Source organism: Paenibacillus sp. FSL H8-0259 (assembly GCF_037963255.1).
GTDB classification, from domain to species: domain Bacteria; phylum Bacillota; class Bacilli; order Paenibacillales; family Paenibacillaceae; genus Paenibacillus_AQ; species Paenibacillus_AQ phytohabitans.
In genome coordinates, this window is record NZ_CP150147.1 from 7859947 (window position 1) to 7877727 (window position 17781).

Sequence of the window (17781 nt, forward strand, 5' to 3'; positions counted from 1 at the left end):
CTACACCCCTTCGAAGCTGTCGCGGATGCGGGCGATCAGTTCAAAAAACTCAGGACTGTTTCTCATCTCCGCCGTCCGCGGGCGCGGCAGCGGAATATCAACAATCGCAGACAGTCTTCCCGGATGCGGGGATAGTACGAATACTCTGTCTGACAGGAAGATGGATTCAGGAATGCTGTGGGTGACGAATACAATCGTGCTCTGGACCTTGCTCCAGACGGAGAGAAGCTCTTCATTCAGGCGTTCGCGGGTAAATTCGTCCAGCGCAGAGAAGGGTTCATCCATGAGCAGAATTTCCGGCTCCATCGAGAGTGCTCTGGCGATGGCTACGCGCTGCTGCATCCCTCCGCTCAGCTGCCAGGGATATTTATCAGCAAACCCCTGCAACCCCACGAGATCCAGCAGTTCCAGCGCTTTATCCTCGCGGACCGATTTCTTAACGCCCATCAGCTCCAGTGGCAGCGTAATATTATGTTTGACCTTCCGCCAGTCATACAGCACCGGACTCTGAAAGACAATCCCATACTTTTGTGCCAGCCGCGCTTCCTTCGCCGTCTTTCCGGCCACCATGATATTTCCGGCTGTTGGTGTTATAAGATCTGCCATCAGTCTCAGCAGTGTGGTTTTACCGCATCCGGAAGGTCCCAGCAGGGACACGAACTCTCCTTTGGCAATATCAAGGCTTACCTGATGCAGCGCAAGCACGTCAGCCGTTTCCGTCTTATAACGCATCTCGACGCTCTCCAGCTGTATTTCAGGAATTTTCGTCGCTACTAATGACATTTCCAGCTCCCCCTTCATCCCTGAACTATTATATGTTAAATAACATAACACATATGTTGTGAAAAAACGCCTTTTTCTCTTTACATGTTCGATTAACTAACATCTTACACTTTGCTCTGCAGACCCACATTAGACAAATCGTAAAATGGACGCTGAGAAATTCCGTCATTTTGTCCAGGAGCCCGTTTGCATTGTTAATAATCTGGAATTGTGCCGATAAAGTTAGTATGTATTCTCACCCTCTGTTGCCGGATTCCTGCCAACTGTTATCTATGCAGATGTGTGATATCATTTAACTATATCTACTCTTCTATAGGAGACCTTTAGCCAATGTTCAAAGCCTATTCCTACACATGGAGGCGCTACCCATGGAATCCATGATTTCCAACTATATAGTCATCGTCTCTATCTCAGGTGTGCTGAGCGGATTGCTGGCGCTGTTTGCCTATTATAGGAAGACAGATTTTTCCGGTCTAAAAGCTTTCATTGTAAGCTCAGCCGCTTCGGCGATATATACCTTCGGGTTCGCGCTGGAGCTCTCCGGCAGCACCATGCAGGAAATCGCGTTGTGGGTTAAGGTGGAGTACCTCGGTATGCCCTATATCGCCCCCTCCAGCATGCTAATGATTATGCACTTCGTAGGTCTGGAGCGTCTGATTTCCAAAAAACTGCTGACCGTCCTGTATTCGGTGCCCGTAATCTCTACCGTGCTCGTATGGACCAACGAGTACCACCACCTGTTCTATCAATCCATGCATTTCCGGGAAGGTGCCCCTACACCGCTGATCGATATCGTCATGGGCCCCTGGTATATTGTGCAAGGCAGTCTGACCTTCGGCTGCATGCTGGCGGGCATGTGCCTTATTCTCTGGCGCTGGAACCGGATGAAGCGGGTGTATCTCCGGCAGATGGTGATTATTTTCATCGGGCAGTTCCTGCCCGCACTGGGCGCATTCCTCTACCTGATGGATGCAACTCCGTATGGAATGGACCCCGTGCCCGTAATTATGAGTGTAACGTCCACCCTGTATATATGGGCTATTCTCTCCCGGGGCATGCTTACCGCCGCACCTATTGCCCGCGAGAATCTGTTCGAGAGCATGCGGGACGGCGTGCTGGTCATGGACCTCTCGGACAAGCTTGTTGATTACAACCGGGCCGCAGCCGAGATGCTGCAGGATCTCGATGCCTCCGCAATCGGCAGGCCGCTGGCCCAGCTGTTCCTTCCCGCCGGCAAGGAAGCTGTCGATTATGTGATGAATTCCAATCCCGGGGACAGCGAGGAGCAGGAGCTCGTCTGGAATATGGGGGAGGATGTCCGTTTTTACCAGATCCGCTCCTCCCCTGTGCAGAAGCATGACGGGCATCTGGCCGGACGGATGATTATGCTGATCGATGTCACTGAACGGACACTGCTCCAGGAGAAGCTCCTGCAGCTGGCCACCATCGACAGCCTTACCGGTATATATAACCGGACGCATTTCATGGAACTGAGCCGGGGCTTGCTGGAGGAAGCGGCCGAACGCTCCGCCCCCTTTTCGATCATCCTGCTGGATATCGATTTCTTCAAAAGCATCAATGACCGGTACGGACACCAATATGGCGATATGGCATTGCAGCATGTAGTGGGTGTATGCAGCCGGCATGTGCGGGAAGAGGATATCTTCGGACGTTATGGAGGCGAGGAATTCGTCTTATGTCTGCCGGATACTCCCTTGAAGCAGGCGGCGGTCATCTCGGAGCAAATCCGCGGGGATATCGAGCGCAGCGCTTTCTACACGCTGTCAGGGTCCATTAATGTAACGGCAAGCTTCGGCGTGGTGGAAGCCTTCCGCAGTAATATATCGCTGGAGGAGCTGCTCTCCGAAGCCGATCATGCACTCTACACCTCCAAGCGGAACGGCCGCAATGCCGTTCATCTGTCCAGCGGCTCTGCGATCACGCATTTCAAGCCGGTATAATTTCATAACAGTACAACTACCCCCATGCCCGGACAGAATCCTGAGCACGGGGGTAGTGTTGTTTTTGGGAAAATTCTTATCGGGTACCAAAGGGGATGTAATGTCGTGGATAAGTTAACAGAAATATTAGAGGCCCAGCATGTGGGTTTGAAATCCTCCATCATGAACGGCAGATTCGTACTATCCGTCTATTTACTGCGGTACAGGTGTGCCGTCTTCAACATTGAAGCTTAATCCGCATGACTTGGAGAGGCTGAAACGGGTGGTTGCTTTTTGGGACTAGTCTCGGCTTCGGCTGCGGAGTATCACCTTGCGCCCTCCAGGAAATATTCCACGCTCCGCAATAAGCCCGGCGGCAGCTCTTCCAGCTGAAGATACGTCTTCAGCTCCAGCAGCACCCGCTCGCGGTTATCCCCGAAGACATCTACAATCCGGGCAAGACGTTCCCAAGGTACCAGGTCTGCACGGAATTCCTGTTCCGTCATTGGTACTCCATGTGATTCTACAAGCAGGGCCGCCTTATAGCCGTAGATACGCTCCAGCAGCTTAAGGAAACCGGTACTGCTGTAGCGGCGCGGCCCGCCATATACGGACGGTCCCAGGGCATCTCCCAGGAAAAGAACTTTATCTTCTATAACATGCAGGACGCAGGAATCGGCTGAATGATCACCGCCCACATGGCTTAGCTCACAAGTGACTCCGCCCAGATCTACAGTAATGCTTCCGCTAAATATAATATCAGGCGTATCCACGGTGATTACCCGCGGGGAGCCATATTCCAGGCGGATATGCGCTACACTCTCCTCACTGATTGTCCCCTCCTGCACAAGGCCTTCCAGCTCTTCATCACTTCCGCCCAGCCCTACGAGCCGGTTAAGTACTAGCGCTGTTTCTTCATGGGCAATCACAGGGACGTTCCAGGCTGTCATCCCGAAGGTATGGTCCCAATGCCAGTGCGTCAAGGCCAGCAGATCCGGCTGACGCCAGCCCCTTCTTGCCAGCTCTTCCCGGAACAGCTCCGCATGGGAGGGGGAATTCCCCGCATCCATCAGCAGTGTCCGGCGTGAGCCGGAGACGGCCGCCAGGATCGGGCGGTCCGTGTCATGCTCCGCATGCATGATAAGAATATGCGGACTTAGCTCCTGAAACTTATGTTCCATACACAACTTCCTTTCTATTGCTATACCTTAAAGGGTAGGGTAAGCAGAATAAAAGGCATTCTGCCGGAGTATATCCTCTTCCTCTTTTGGTGATAACAGCACCATTGGCAGTTTTTCATTCACGGTATTCTGTTCCAAATCCTATCTTCATGTTGCCTGAGTTTCAGCTTTTAATCAAATGCCCTTGTTTGCCTTGACGGGTTTTCAGTTTAATAAGAGATAGCCAGTGTTGAAACTGGCATAGAGCAGACTGATACAAGGAGGGCGTTCTATGATTAAGATCGGGCTTACCGGCTTCGGAGACCACGAGGAGCTGTACGGCAAAATCAAACCTGCCGACCGGCTTCCTGCGTATAGCGCTTATTTTTCCATTGTGGAGATCGACAGTTCTTTCTATGCCGTGCAGCCGGTCAAGAATTATGTGAAGTGGGTTAACCAGACGCCGGAGCAGTTCAAGTTCATTGTGAAGGCTTACCAGGGGATGACCGGACATCTCCGTGATAAAAAAAATTATTACGATACGCCGGAGGAGATGTACCGCGCCTTCCATACCTCCATTGCCCCTGTGCGTTCGGCAGGCAAGCTGGCCATGACGCTGTTCCAGTTCCCGCCCTGGTTCGACTGCACCAAGGACAATGTGGAATTCCTGCGTGAGGCTAAGGAAAGAATGCTGGATGTGCCCTCCGCCATCGAGTTCCGCAACGATTCCTGGTACAGTCCTGAGCTGCGCAGCAGAACCCTGCAGTTCCTGGAGCAGGAGGGTTGGATTCATACCATAGCCGATGAGCCGCAGGCGGGTTCAGGCTCGATCCCGATTGTACCGGTCGCTACCACGCCGGACATCACCTATGTACGGCTGCACGGCCGCAATACCGGAGGCTGGAATCAGAGCAGTCATCCCGATTGGCGCAAGCTGCGCTATCTGTACCGTTACAGCACCGAAGAACTGGTGGAATGGAAGAACCGTCTGCTTACACTTACGCAGAGCTGCCGTGATATCTATGTAGTCTTTAATAATAATTCCGCCGGTGATGCCACCCCCAATGCGCAGGAGCTGCAGTCCCTGCTTGGGATTGACGGCGGTTTGGCCCCGCGCCAGCTGGACTTATTCACCTGAGGTTCGGAGGTCTACATAAATCTCTTCTACTCCTTGCTGAAGCAACAGACCCAAGAATTGTTCCATTCGTTTCACAACCCTTAAGGAGGCTACCAGGAATGAAGAGAAACCATACTATGATGCAATTTTTTGAATGGCATGTTGCCGCAGACGGAGAACACTGGAAACGCCTTGCCCAAATGGCCCCTGACCTGAAGGCGGCGGGAATTGATTCCGTATGGGTCCCTCCCGTAACCAAGGCGGTCTCTCCGGAAGATACCGGTTATGGAGTCTATGATCTATACGATCTGGGCGAATTTGATCAAAAGGGTGCCGTACGCACGAAATACGGAACCAAGCAGGAACTGGTCGACGCGATTGCCGAATGTCTGAAGAACGGCATCGCGGTCTACGTGGATCTGGTCATGAACCATAAGGCCGGGGCAGATGAGACAGAGGTGTTTGAGGTCATTGAGGTCGATCCTAACGACCGCAATAAGGATATCTCCCAGCCGTTTGAGATTGAAGGCTGGACCAAGTTTGATTTTCCGGGGCGCGGGGATGAGTACTCCAGCTTCAAATGGAACCACACCCACTTCAACGGCACCGATTTCGATGCCAAGGCAAGCCGGAACGGCGTATTCCGGATCGATGGTACGAATAAAGGCTGGAATCAGAATGTGGATGATGAATTCGGCAATTACGACTATCTGATGTTCGCCAATATTGATTACAGTAATGAAGACGTGAAGAACGAAATGCTGAACTGGGGCAAATGGCTGGTCGACACCCTTCAGTGCAGCGGCTACCGCCTGGATGCCATTAAGCATATCAACCATGAGTTCGTTAAAGAATTTGCGGCGGAGATGAAAAAGAAACGCGGCGAAGACTTCTACATTGTCGGCGAATTCTGGAACTCCAATCTGGAGGCCTGCCGCGAATTCCTGAACACCGTTGACTATCAGATCGATCTGTTCGATGTATCGCTGCATTACAAGCTCTACTCGGCTGCGCTGGCGGGCAGGGACTTCGATCTGACGCATATCTTTGACGATACGCTGGTCCAGACGCATCCGGCCAATGCCGTCACCTTCGTCGACAACCATGACTCCCAGCCACATGAGGCGCTGGAATCATGGGTCGGCGACTGGTTCAAGCAGAGTGCCTATGCCCTGATTCTACTGCGGAGGGACGGATACCCCGTTGTCTTCTACGGCGATTATTACGGTATCGGTGGCCCGGCGCCGGTGGAGGGCAAGAAGGACGCCATCGATCCTCTGCTCTGTGCCCGTTACAACAAGGCCTACGGCGACCAGGATGATTACTTCGACCATCCCAACACCATCGGCTGGGTGCGGCGCGGTGTTCCGGAGATCGAAGGCTCCGGCTGCGCCGTAGTGATCTCGAACGGGGACAACGGGGAGAAGCGGATGTTCGCCGGCGAAGCGCGCGGCGGGGAAGTATGGGAGGATCTGACCGGCAACCGCCAGGAGACTGTCACCATCGGAGAAGACGGCTGGGCAGTATTCCCGGTGAATGGCGGAAGCGTCTCGGTCTGGGCTCTGCCCGATCCGGAGCCGGAGGACGATTGCGTGAAAGAGTGAGCATTGGACTCCGGGCGGGCGGTGGACTGGCGGTGGGCGGTGGACAGCCGGGGCGGGCGGTGGACTGGCGAGGATAGTCGGCGAGCGGGCGACGGGCAGACGAGGACAGCCGGGGGCGGGCTGGCGGCGGGCGGGCGAGGACAGGCGGGGCGGGCGGTAGGCTGACGGACGAGGACAGGCGGTGAAATCAGGGGCACTTTTGCTCTTCACTTCCTCCTTTGGTCAACGTCCAGGTATGATTAGAGGGATTTATCCCTTTAATTTCACCATACAGCCTACTTTCAGCGGAATTAGAGGGATTTATCCCTTTGATTTCACCATACAGCCCACTTTCAACGGAATTAGAGGGATTTATCCCTTTAATTTCACCATACAGCCCACTTTCAGCGGAATTAGAGGGATTTATCCCTTTAATTTCACCATACAGCCCACTTTCAGCGGAATTAGAGGGATTTATCCCTTTGATTTCACCGTGCTGCCGACTTCCGGGGGATTCGGTGGAATTCCTGATACAAGAACAAATTTGTCCTTCAACCGGATTGGCTCCAAGCTCCAAAGAAACGTAACCAGGACATCATGCACGTTCTATACACTACAGACGGATATCATAATTTTCTAAATAACAATAAAAGAGGCGACTCCCTGCCATACGGCAGCGAAATCGCCTCTTTGCTCCATGCAGCCAGCCATTAGCCAGCCATTCGCCATCTCAGCCAGCCATTCGCCACCTCAGCTAGCCATTCGCCACCTCAGCCAGCCGTTCGCCACCTTAGCCAGCCATTAGCCACCTTAGCCAGCCATTCGCCACCTCAGTCAGCCACTAGCCAGCCTCAGCCAACCATTCGCTACCTCAGCCAGCCAACTAGCAGCCTCAACTAACCACAGCCAGCTAACGAATGACGGTTGACTTCTCTCCGTCTGCCCAGACGCCGGAATCACTATTTAAAATACGGTCGATCGGATACACCTTCCACACAGCCGTCACTACGGCAGAGCACAGCACTGCCTTGGTCAGGTCGCCCGGAATGAACGGCCACATACCTGCAGTTAACGCCTTGGTCAGCGAGTCCATGCCGGTTGAGTGGGCCAGCCACCATACGCCGCCAGGATAGACAAGCAGCGCACCAAAAATAAAGTTAGCCGCAAGCAGCTTCACGAAAGTATATTTATCCTGCTTTATACGCTGGGCGAAGAAGCCGATCAGCCAGGCTACGAACGGCCAGGAGAATATATAGCCTGCGGTCGGGCCAACCAGCACCGCGAGTCCGCCGCTTCCGCCCATCACCGGGAAGCCCGCAGCAGCAAGTCCGATCACGATCAGTACGGCGAGCGTGCCATAGCGTGCCCCCAGAATAGAACCGGCCAGCATGACAGCCAGGGTCTGCATTGTAATAGGTACAGTAGAAAAAGGCAGAGAGATCTTTAAATAACTCAGAGCGATCATAACTGCGGCGAATAGTGCACTGAATATCAGGCCGCGGGTCGTCCATTTCTTCATTGCCGGGAGTACCCCCTTTTTTTAGGATCACTATATCATCCCCCTCCGGATACATCAATCCTCAAATCTTTGTTATAATGGGGAGCGATTGTTGACTAGAGCTGTAAGGAAAGCGGGCATGAGGATGATCAGGGCGCATAATTTGACCTTGTCTTTACGGGATGGCCAGCACAGGCGCCCGGTTCTGCAAGGGATTAGTATCCATATTGGACGGGGAGAATGGGTTGCACTCACAGGAGCCAACGGCTGCGGCAAAACATCGCTGGTCCGCATCTTCAACGGGCTGATTCCCCCGTCAGGAGGCAGTCTGTCCGTCGCCGGGCTGGATCTGCGCTCGCCTCAGAACCGCGCGGACGTGAAGCAGCAGGTCCAGCTTGTATTTCAGAATCCCGAGGCACAGACGGTGGGCTCTACGCCCTTCGAGGACATCGCTTTCGGGCTGGAGAACCGCGGGCTGGACCGGATTCTGATGGTTACGCGAATCCATGATATTCTGCAGCAGGTAGGACTGGCCCACAAAGCAGAAGCAGATGTCGCCAGTCTGTCCGGCGGAGAACGCCAGCGCCTGGCTGTCGGCTGCTGCCTTGCCCTGGATGCCGGCATGATCATCTTCGATGAGGCCACTTCCATGCTGGACCCGGCGGGAAGGCAGGATATTCTAGAGCTGGCCCGCCAGTTATGGAGGAGCGGCACAACCGTGCTCTGGGTCACGCAGCGGATGGAGGAGCTGGCCGAGAGCCCGCGCATTGCCGTTATGGGCGATGGCCGGCTGCTCTATGACGGTGATCCGCGCACCCTGTTCTACGCCTCCGGCCTGCCGGATGCGCTCGGATGGGTTCCATCGCCCGTGGTCCGCATCGGGAGACTGCTGCAGAGACAGAACTGGCCGCTTCATCTGCTCCCGCTGACCGAGCTGCAGCTGGAGGCGATGCTATGAGGATTCAGGCAGAGCATCTCTCCTTCCATTACAACGGCAAGTACGCCGTGCAGGATATCTCCCTGAATATCCCCTCAGGCACACTGACCGTGCTCTGCGGAGTTAACGGAAGCGGCAAGTCCACTCTGCTGCGCCTGCTCGCCGGGCTGGAGCATCCGGCATCCGGCAATATCATTCATGAGGATACGAAGCCTGCGGACCACAAGGCCGGGGAGGCTGTCGCTATGGTATTTCAGCAGCCGGAGACCCAGCTGTTCGCAGACAGCATCCATAAGGATATCGAATACGGCCTGACGCAGCGCGGTGTGCCTAAGGTGCAGCGGGACGGCATCATCCGCAGCGCCCTCGCGCGGACCGGGCTGCCTTATGATGAGTTCGCCGGACGTTCCCCTTTCCTGCTTAGCGGAGGCGAGAAGCGCCGGGTCTGTATTGCCGGAGCCATAGCCTCCCGGCCCGGGCTTCTCATTCTCGATGAGCCGACCGCAGGACTGGACCCGCAGGCGGCACAGTCGCTGCTGGAAATGGTGCAGGAGCTGCGGCAGAGCGGCCTGACTCTGATCATCGGCACGCATGATCTGGACAGCTTTCTGCCGGTTGCCGACGGGGTGATCGTGATGAAGCAGGGCGCGGTCCATTATGATGGCCCTGCTGCGGCACTGACAGCGGATCCCGGACTGCTGCGAGCCGCCGGACTTACGCCTCCGGCTTATGCCTCGATAGGCCGCAGGCTTGTAGAACGCGGCTGGCTTGAAGCATTGCCGGACAATCTGGAGGAGCTGCTCGCCGGACTGGATAAGCAGCCTCTGCCCGTTCCGCAGTCTGTCAGCATTCCTGCGGCCGCCCACAAGGAGCCCAGCGAATGGAGAAGAAGCGTGACGGAATCTCCACCGGCAAGCGGAGACGCACCAGCTCTATCTGCCGCCACAATAGGCCCGGCAAGCGGAGACGCACCAGCTCTATCTGCCGCTACACCAGGCCCGGCAAGCGGAGCTGCACCGGATCTATCCGCCGCCACACCAGACCCGGCAAGCGGAGCTGCACCGGATCTATCTGCCGCCACGCCAGGCCCGGCAAGCGAGGCCCTGGCTTCAATGATTCCTCAGGGACTTTACGGGGAGCCCGCAACATCTGACCACTTATCAATCAAACAAGCCCCTGGCCGGTTACGCTGGCAGGGACTGGATCCCCGGGTCAAATGGCTGGGGATGATTCTCGGTTCACTGACCGTGCTGGGGATGGACACCTTCCTCCCGCTGCTGCTGGCTGCAAGCCTGCTGGCCGGACTCACGGTTTCGGCCGGAATTTCCTGGCGGAGAGCCTTCCGCTTCTTCCGCCCGTTCCTCCTCATGTTCCTGTTTCTCTGGCTGCTGTCCGGGCTCAGCTGGAACTCGCCCGGCTTCAGTATGGGTCCGCTCGGCTTCAGTTCTGCGGGACTTCAGCGCGGAGGGATCAGCGTGCTGCGGTTTCTGCTGCTGATCGTCCTCGGGTTTCTGTTCACAGAGACCACTACCGGCGCTCCGCTGCGTGAAGGGCTGGAATGGGGAATTGCTCCGCTGAGACATCTTGGAATCCGGACCCGCAACTGGTCGCTGGCTGTGTCCGTGACGCTGCAGTTCGTGCCCTGGATTCTCGGCAAGCTGACACAGCTGCAGCTGGCGCTAAGCTCGCGCGGCAGGAGGGCCCGCGGACTGGCGCGCTGGTCCCCGCGGCAGATTACCCTGATCATCGTACCCCTGCTGATCCTTGTCCTGGGCATGGGCGACGAGCTGGCTACAGCCGTTGAATCGCGCGGGTATGATCCCGCCAAGCAGCGGACTCCTGTCTATCAGCTGGCCTGGAACAAGCGCGATACATGGGTTGCGCTAGGTATCCTGACGGCAGCAGGCCTGCTGTGGTGGGTTGCCCGGATCAGCTAAGTGTATAGCTGAGCATGTATTCTGTATTCGGACTGCCGGCTTCTATTCCCGGATCATTAATGGTCCAGGTGCCTGCAATATCCAGCTCGCGGCAGGCCAGCTCGAAATTGCAGGCGGCAATGCCGATATCAATCCGCTGCATCTGGAACCCGAGCTTATTGCCGCTATAATTAGGCGTATGCTCCAAGTAGAAATGCAACTGCTGCCGGTCTGGAGACAAGACAAGTCTCCATGGCTGCTTGTTGGAGGCTGACGGGCCGATCCGGACCATCTCGATGGGGACGGCCAGCTTCCCGGCGGCTTCCGGTGTCAGCCGTTTGCTGAAATCACCGTCACAGAAGAGCTCCTGCCAAGGCTTCTTATTGTCGGCTCTGACCACATACCGCATCGTGGTATCCAGCAGCCGCTGCTTCTCCCGCGCGTAGCCGAGCGGCGTAATGCAGGGAATAATCTCCCCTTCGGCAAGCTCCAGCTCACGGGTAAAGGATTTGCGGTTAAAGGTTCCGCCAATCCAGCAGGTTCCAAGACCCAGCCCGGTCGCAAAAAGAATCAGCTTCTGGAAGGTATATCCGAACTCCAGCAGTGCCAGCTTCCCGTTACGCACGGAGCCTACCAGATAAGCCTGCGGATTCACAATGATCCCGTAAGCGCCCAGCTTCATGCCCTTGCCTTCCCCCGCCCCGCCTTTGGCCCAGATCCATTCAATCCCTGATATCCCGCCAAAAGGACCGCGCAAATTCTCTTCCTTATCCAGATACTCCATAATGGAGGCATGGGCTGCTGTATCAATTGGTGTGGTCTCATAAGTCCGCACAGACTTGCGTTTCTCCATAATTTCCATTACTGCATTCCCCATAACATCCGCCTCCTCAAATTATCCCGCAACCCTGCCCTGCCTTGCCTTGCCTTGCCCTGACCTGAACTGCCCAGTCCTTACTGGCTGGCTCAGCCTTCCTGTTACAGCTTCAAGCCCAAAAAAGAGGGCTCCGCTAAGAACAGGAGCCCTCCCAAAATGATCTATACTCAATAGTTGCCTGTTCTGCGGTCCGGTTGCTGGTAAAATTAGTATCCCCTATTTCAGGAGAATCGTCCAGCTCTTATTCCTTATCTTCCGGACCCGGATGGCGGGAAACCAGTCTCACCAGATCGAGGGTTAAAAGGTAGAGGGTAAGCGATGCAGGATAGGCCAGATACCGCGGCTCCCACTGCGGCCCGAATTTCTCCTTATACCGCCGCAGGCCGGAGAATCCGTACCAGTGGCCGCCGCGTTCAAAGACCAGGCGGGCCACCTTCTCCTCGCGCAGCGCTCCGGTATTCCGGCCGGCACCAGGCTGCGGGGCATGACCCAGATTAAAGCTGCGGAACCCCCGCGACTTCGCCCACTCCAGCAGACACAGGAACAAGTAATCCATAGTCCCGTTTGGGGTATCCTTGCGGTGGCGCATGAGATCAATGGACACGGTCTTGTGTCCGTCATAGCCCGGGGCAACGGAGGCAAAAGCCATGAGTTGCCCGTCAGCTCCGCGCAGCAGCGCCAGCGGAGCGAGCTGCAGATACGGCTTGCTGAACCAGCCCAGCGAAAACCCTTTTTCCAGGCGCCCGTCCAGCCATTCCTCCGACAGCGTCCGGAGCTCCTGCAGCAGGTCTGCAGAATGCGCGGGCTCGGCAATCTTAAAGACATAGCCCTCACGTTCAAACCGGCTTGCCACACCGGGCAGATCGGCATTGCGGGGGCCGCTGGCCTTGAAGTTCTCAAGCGGCACCAACGCTTCCTCGCCCAGCTTGAAGAACCGGTAGCCTTGGCTCTGATACACCGGGAGGTAGGCTGGTGTAGCCTGGTAGAACACTACGGCGAGTCCATACAAATCCGCCGCCTGGCGGAACTCGCTGATTGCGTCATTGACCAGGCCCACCGGACCCAGAGGATCACCCAGTACCACCAGCTTGTCCCTTACTCTGGCAAAAGCGAATAACACTCTGCCCTCCCGGGCCCAGTAGAAGCTTTTGTCGCCCAGAAACAGCATATGGCTTAAGGCATTGCCCCAGCCTTCCGCCAGAAACTGCTCCAGCCGCGCCATATCCTTATCCGCGAAAAGCTCATCGGCCTTGCGCTGCGGCCGGAGAGCAACAAGCATAGTCAGCAGCAACCAGGAGAAGATCAGTCCGCCAATAGCTGTAACCGCCACATTGCTGTGCTGCCGCAGCCATTCCGGCCGGATTCCGGATGGGAGATGCTTCAGGAAACCGTGATGCGAATAACTCCCCAGCCCATAATAACCGAGTGCTACAACTGAAGTCAGAGCCAGCCACCATACGGTGCTCCTGGTACTGAGCGGTACACTGATCCGGTAGAACCGGGTCCGCGAGATCCAGAGGATTAAGCCTACCAGCAGCAGGAACAGCGCCTCTTCATAATCAAACCCCTTCGTAAAAGCAAATACCGCCCCTCCGAGGAGCAGCAGACTCGTCCAGATATACGCTCTACGGACACGCAGGGAAATTCCCCGCGACAGCAGAATTAGCATGAAGCCGATCAGCACGGACAGATGATGGGAAATCTGCATCACCGGCAGGGACAGGAGATCCTCCGTGATCCGCAGCCGGTAGAGCAGCTCAGGTGTAGCTGCGGACAGCAGCAGAATCAGACCGCTGGCCAGCACCAGCTTGCCGAGTGCCCAGACCCCCAGGTCGCTGAGGAAGGTGTACTGGCCGGGCCAGCCCCATATCCTCTGCCATACGGTAACGGGAGTTTCAACTCTGTCTCCGCTGCGTTCAGTCCCCTTCTTACCCGGCAGCCCGATCTCCAGCGCCGCCAGCACCAGTCCGATCAGCCAGGGCACAATGTAATAGAATAATCTGTAGATGACGAGTACGGCCATGGCCTGATCGCTCCGGATTCCCAGCTGGGTAAGTCCAAGCAGGGCAATCAGGTCGAAGGCACCGATGCCTCCGGGAGCCATGCTTAGAATGCCGGCAATGGCGGCAACGACATAGATGCTGAAGACCGTTACAAACGGAGCACCGCCGAGCAGCTGACCGGCAATCATCCAGAAGGTCAGTCCGGCAAAGGTCCACTCCAGAAGGGAAGCTCCGACAGAAGCCGCTACCGTCAGCCAGGATGTCCTGCCCTGCCCCCGGTTAATCCACTTGGCGAATAGTGAGGAACGCTGGAGAATCACAAAAAACGGCAAATAAAGCGCCATTCCCCACACCGCGAATACCAGCCAGCGATGTTCATGCAGAAGGGCATCCGCCGGAAGGATTCCGGTAAGGGTGCACCAGGAGAGCAGCGACAGCCCTGTAATCATCAGCGGTGACAGAAATACGATTGCCGGTGCCAGCACGGACGAGGGCACACCGCTTTTTTTGTAGAGCAGCGTCCGGAGGCCCGCGCCAGCCAGACCGGCAAAGCCGATCAGGTTATTAAACGTATTAGCGATCCAGGCATAGCGGAAGGTGCTTAAGTAGCTGGTCTGCAAGCGGAAATGCCCGCGGATTAAATAATCATAAGTGCTCATGACCGCAACGGAGAGCAGGGAAATGCCCAGCATCTGCAGAATGGCCGGCGCGGGGACTGCTTTTAATTCATGAATGATCATCCCCAAATGAATCTGCTTCAGCTCATTCTGCCCTTCCCAATAGACAAGACCGATGATCAGCAGCGGAACAAGCGCCCTTACCGCCTTAATCCGGTAGATGGACAGAAGCAGCCTCACGAATCTGAAGCGTTCCAATCTTTGTTTCATTGAATGCATGACTTTGAATGCATGACTTCACCTGCCCTTACTGCTGAACTCACCCTTAGCTAAACAATATTCAGCATTTTCCATAGAACCTATTATAGCAATATCAGCAGCAGATGACCCGTATAACGGTTGTATGTTCACCAGAGTTAGACAGCCGGCAAAGTGTAAATCACTGCAGAGTCCGCAGTAACCGGAGAATTGCTTGAGTTTCAGCAGAAAACCGAAGGTTGATTGATCCTGTGATACAAAATACTGGGATACAAAAAATAGGCACCCGGACTGCGATCGGTCCGGACGCCTATTTCTTGCTGCACAAGGGTTACCATACCGCAATAGAGAACCAGTCACCACGGCAATGGCGGTTCTCTACTCAGGCATGCTGTTCACCCGAGTTATACCCGAATGTCAAATCTTCCTTCGCTATCTGTAGTTGCGTTCGCGATTTCCTGTGCAGACGCCGCCGTCAGCCTGCTGCTGTCAGCAGGCTTCTCCGGTGGTGCAGCTGCGCTTCCAGCCGAAGAGGAGCTGCTGGCGCTCTGTGACTTTTGGGCAATTTGCGCTTCGATCTGCTTGATCTGCTGCTCAAGCTGTTTGGTCTTGGTTTCTTTGGTCTTCTCGTCGTCTTTACTTGAACTTACCTTCTCAAGATCAGCTTCCAGCTTTGCCTTCTGCTTCTCAAGCGCGGCTGTGTCCGTTGCACTGGAGGACGTATACGAGGTGGACGTTGATGCGGATACGGATGAAATATTCATGCCTATCCCTCCTTTCACCTCTTCAATATAGCCCCTTCACCCCAGAAGAACGTTAAAATGCGCTGAAAGTTTGCTGAATGTCTGTTGTCCTAAGACTTGCGCGGCTTCCGGTTAACCAGTGTTACGCTCAGCAGGATGATGACCAGTCCGGCAAGGGTATTGGCATAGACCGGCTCATGCAGGAAGATGGCTCCCCACATCAGGCCGAATACAGGCACGAGAAATGTGACACTGACGGTTTTGACCGGGCCGACGCTGGCGATCAGGCGGAAGTACAGCAGGTAAGCCACCGAGGTACAGATCAGCGACAAACCAAGTACGGAGTATACCGCAGCGGCCGAGGGCAGATGATCCGGGGCAAAAATAACCGCCAGCGGCAGCAGCACCACGCTTGCACCCAGCTGTTGTCCGGCAGCAAGCGCCAGCGGAGTGAGGCCGGAGCCTACACGGGAAGCATATAATCCTCCAAATGCATAGCACAATGCAGCGCAGAGCGAGTACCCTACTGACAAGAGAACTGTACTTGTGAGCGGTACCGGACTCCAGCCGACCAGAACAGCTACGCCAATTAGACCAATGACCAGGCCGGCCGACTTGGCCAGGCCCGGCTTCTCCTGCCGGGTTCCCCAGGCGGCCAGGGCCGCAAACATCGGGGTCGTGGCATTAAGGATTGCCGCCAGCGAAGCACTCAGATGCAGCTCAGCCATGCAGATCAGGGTGAACGGAAGCGCGGCATTAATGGCACCGAGCAGCAGGAACTGCTTCCAGTGCTTCAGGATACCCAGCTTGCGCCGGGTCACAAACGCATAGAGCAGCAGGGCTGCTCCGGCAAGCGTAACACGCAGCTCGGTCGTGAAGACCGGCCCCAATTCAGGAGAGGCGATCCGCATGAACAGGAAGGAGGCTCCCCAGGCAAAGGCAAGCAGCAGCAGGGTGGTGAGATCCTTGCGGCTCATGGCTTGTCCGCCCTTTTACAGAGCAGCAGGTAAGATAAAATGGACAGGATGCCTGCTCCCGCGATGACCAGCGCCATCGGCACAGCAGAGTCACTGCCGCCAAGTCCGACTAACGGAGCCGCACAGCTGCCCAGCAGCAAGGGAAGCAGACCCAGGAGTGCAGAGGCGCTGCCTGCGGTTTCTCCCTGATCCTGCATGGCAAGCGAGAAGCTGGTTGTACTCACCAGACCCACACTGGAGACCACGGCGAACAGGCAGACCAGAATCGGCAGCAGTCCGCCTCCGGCAAGGAGGGTAACCAGCAGCAGGACACCGCCGAAAGTACAGAGCAGAAGTCCGCTAATCAGCAGCTTGCGCTCCCCTACTCTTGCGGACAACCGGCCGGCAATCTGCCCGGAGATAATAATGCCGAGCCCGTTAACAGCGAAGATCAGGCTGTACATTTGCGGGGATACCCCGTAAATAATCTGCAATACGAAGGAAGAACCGGAAATATAAGCGAACATGGCTGCTGTAACGAAACCCTGGGAGAGGGCATAGCCCATAAACTTGGCATTGCCGAGCAGGATACGGAAGGTGAGCAGCGTTCCTTTGAGCCCGCTTTTGATCCGGCGTTCTTTGGGCAATGTCTCCGGCAGACGCAGCAGAATGATGGCCGCAAAGAGCAGTCCGAACACAAACAAAACTACAAACACACCCTGCCAGGTCGTTACTCTCAGCAGCTGTCCCCCGATGACAGGAGCGAAGATTGGCCCCAGCCCGTTGACAATCATCAGCAGCGAGAAGAACTTGGTTAATTCCGAGCCGCTGTACATATCACGGACCGCCGCCCGGGAGATGACCACGCCTACTGATCCGGCCAGGCCCTGGATGAAACGCAGAAACACCAGCAGGCCGATAGAAGGACTGAACGCACAGAGCAGTGAAGAAACCGCATAAATCACCATACCGATAAAGAGCGGAACACGGCGTCCATGCACATCGCTGAGCGGTCCGGCCACCAGCTGGCCCGAGGCCAGCCCCAGCAGGAAGAAGGTCAGGCTGAGCTGCACCATGGCCGGACTGGTGGCGAAATGGGTGCTAAGCGCAGGCAGAGCCGGCAGATACATATCAATCGACAGAGGGCCAATCGTGGCGATGGCTCCCAGAATGACCGCCAGCTGCAGCCGCTGTTTCTTCGAAGGCCCGCCCTCCGCAAGGCTTGAAATATGGTTTTGCTTAATCATAAATAGTGACGCAACCTTTCTTATGGTACCTCTTTAAAAGACGGCAAATCCGTTTTTGCTCAGGTCCGTTTTTTTATTCTTCATACTACCCGATCACAACCTGAATGTTCAATGCTTTTGTGCATTAACGGGGAATAGAACGGGGG

At 55.7% G+C, this 17781-nt stretch carries 14 protein-coding genes; 6 read left to right on the forward strand and 8 right to left on the reverse strand.

All coding sequences use genetic code 11. The annotated features are described in order from the left end of the window. The gene (locus NSU01_RS33765; RefSeq protein WP_039305637.1) at positions 1–783 is read right to left on the reverse strand and encodes an ABC transporter ATP-binding protein; all 783 of its coding nucleotides are present in this window, start codon (positions 781–783) and stop codon (positions 1–3) included. A 368-nt stretch (positions 784–1151) separates the two neighbouring features. Here NSU01_RS33765 and NSU01_RS33770 point away from each other — a divergent pair, with 368 nt between their 5' ends. Next, a complete protein-coding gene (locus NSU01_RS33770) occupies positions 1152–2744 on the forward strand; it encodes a histidine kinase N-terminal 7TM domain-containing protein (protein WP_076247682.1) in 1593 nt (530 codons plus the stop codon). Between the two features lie 105 nt (positions 2745–2849). Then, complete coding sequence (locus NSU01_RS33775) at positions 2850–2978, forward strand: hypothetical protein (RefSeq protein ID WP_256704016.1); 129 nt, start codon at positions 2850–2852, stop codon at positions 2976–2978. Between the two features lie 71 nt (positions 2979–3049). Here the strand turns inward: NSU01_RS33775 and NSU01_RS33780 are convergent, their stop codons facing one another. Next, a complete protein-coding gene (locus NSU01_RS33780; RefSeq protein ID WP_042140338.1) occupies positions 3050–3904 on the reverse strand; it encodes an MBL fold metallo-hydrolase in 855 nt (284 codons plus the stop codon). 271 nt (positions 3905–4175) lie between these two features. Between NSU01_RS33780 and NSU01_RS33785 the strand changes: the two genes are divergently transcribed. Both NSU01_RS33785 and NSU01_RS33790 read left to right on the forward strand, forming a co-directional pair. Beyond that, positions 4176–5021 carry a DUF72 domain-containing protein gene (locus NSU01_RS33785; RefSeq protein WP_042140339.1) on the forward strand — a complete coding sequence of 282 codons (846 nt, stop codon included), beginning with the start codon at positions 4176–4178 and terminating at the stop codon, positions 5019–5021. A 98-nt stretch (positions 5022–5119) separates the two neighbouring features. Beyond that, positions 5120–6604 (forward strand): alpha-amylase, encoded by a 1485-nt coding sequence (locus NSU01_RS33790; protein ID WP_042140340.1) that lies wholly within the window; start codon positions 5120–5122, stop codon positions 6602–6604. Positions 6605–7493: 889 nt separating this feature from the next. Here the strand turns inward: NSU01_RS33790 and NSU01_RS33795 are convergent. Beyond that, positions 7494–8102 carry a biotin transporter BioY gene (locus NSU01_RS33795; RefSeq protein ID WP_042140341.1) on the reverse strand — a complete coding sequence of 203 codons (609 nt, stop codon included), beginning with the start codon at positions 8100–8102 and terminating at the stop codon, positions 7494–7496. A 118-nt stretch (positions 8103–8220) separates the two neighbouring features. Here NSU01_RS33795 and NSU01_RS33800 point away from each other — a divergent pair, with 118 nt between their 5' ends. Next, positions 8221–9039, forward strand: a complete 819-nt coding sequence (locus NSU01_RS33800) for an ATP-binding cassette domain-containing protein (protein ID WP_339302386.1) — start codon at positions 8221–8223, stop codon at positions 9037–9039. Next, positions 9036–10955, forward strand: a complete 1920-nt coding sequence (locus NSU01_RS33805) for an ATP-binding cassette domain-containing protein (RefSeq protein WP_076243582.1) — start codon at positions 9036–9038, stop codon at positions 10953–10955. Before NSU01_RS33800 ends, NSU01_RS33805 begins: the two co-directional genes overlap by 4 nt. Here NSU01_RS33805 and NSU01_RS33810 read toward each other — a convergent pair. The 5 genes from NSU01_RS33810 to NSU01_RS33830 all read right to left on the reverse strand — a co-directional run bounded on the left by NSU01_RS33810 (position 10948) and on the right by NSU01_RS33830 (position 17635). Further along, positions 10948–11811: a nitroreductase family protein gene (locus NSU01_RS33810; RefSeq protein WP_042140342.1), complete on the reverse strand. Its 864-nt coding sequence runs from the start codon at positions 11809–11811 to the stop codon at positions 10948–10950. The two genes, NSU01_RS33805 and NSU01_RS33810, sit on opposite strands and share 8 nt — an antisense overlap. 241 nt (positions 11812–12052) lie before the next feature. Then, a complete protein-coding gene (gene mprF / locus NSU01_RS33815) occupies positions 12053–14710 on the reverse strand; it encodes a bifunctional lysylphosphatidylglycerol flippase/synthetase MprF (protein ID WP_076243583.1) in 2658 nt (885 codons plus the stop codon). A gap of 383 nt (positions 14711–15093) precedes the next feature. Beyond that, positions 15094–15453 (reverse strand): FlxA-like family protein, encoded by a 360-nt coding sequence (locus NSU01_RS33820; RefSeq protein WP_042140344.1) that lies wholly within the window; start codon positions 15451–15453, stop codon positions 15094–15096. Between the two features lie 89 nt (positions 15454–15542). Then, positions 15543–16409: a DMT family transporter gene (locus tag NSU01_RS33825; protein WP_042140345.1), complete on the reverse strand. Its 867-nt coding sequence runs from the start codon at positions 16407–16409 to the stop codon at positions 15543–15545. After that, positions 16406–17635, reverse strand: coding sequence for a multidrug effflux MFS transporter (locus NSU01_RS33830; RefSeq protein WP_042140346.1), 1230 nt, complete (start codon positions 17633–17635; stop codon positions 16406–16408). The genes NSU01_RS33825 and NSU01_RS33830 overlap by 4 nt, the downstream gene beginning before the upstream one ends. Positions 17636–17781: the final 146 nt, after the last annotated feature.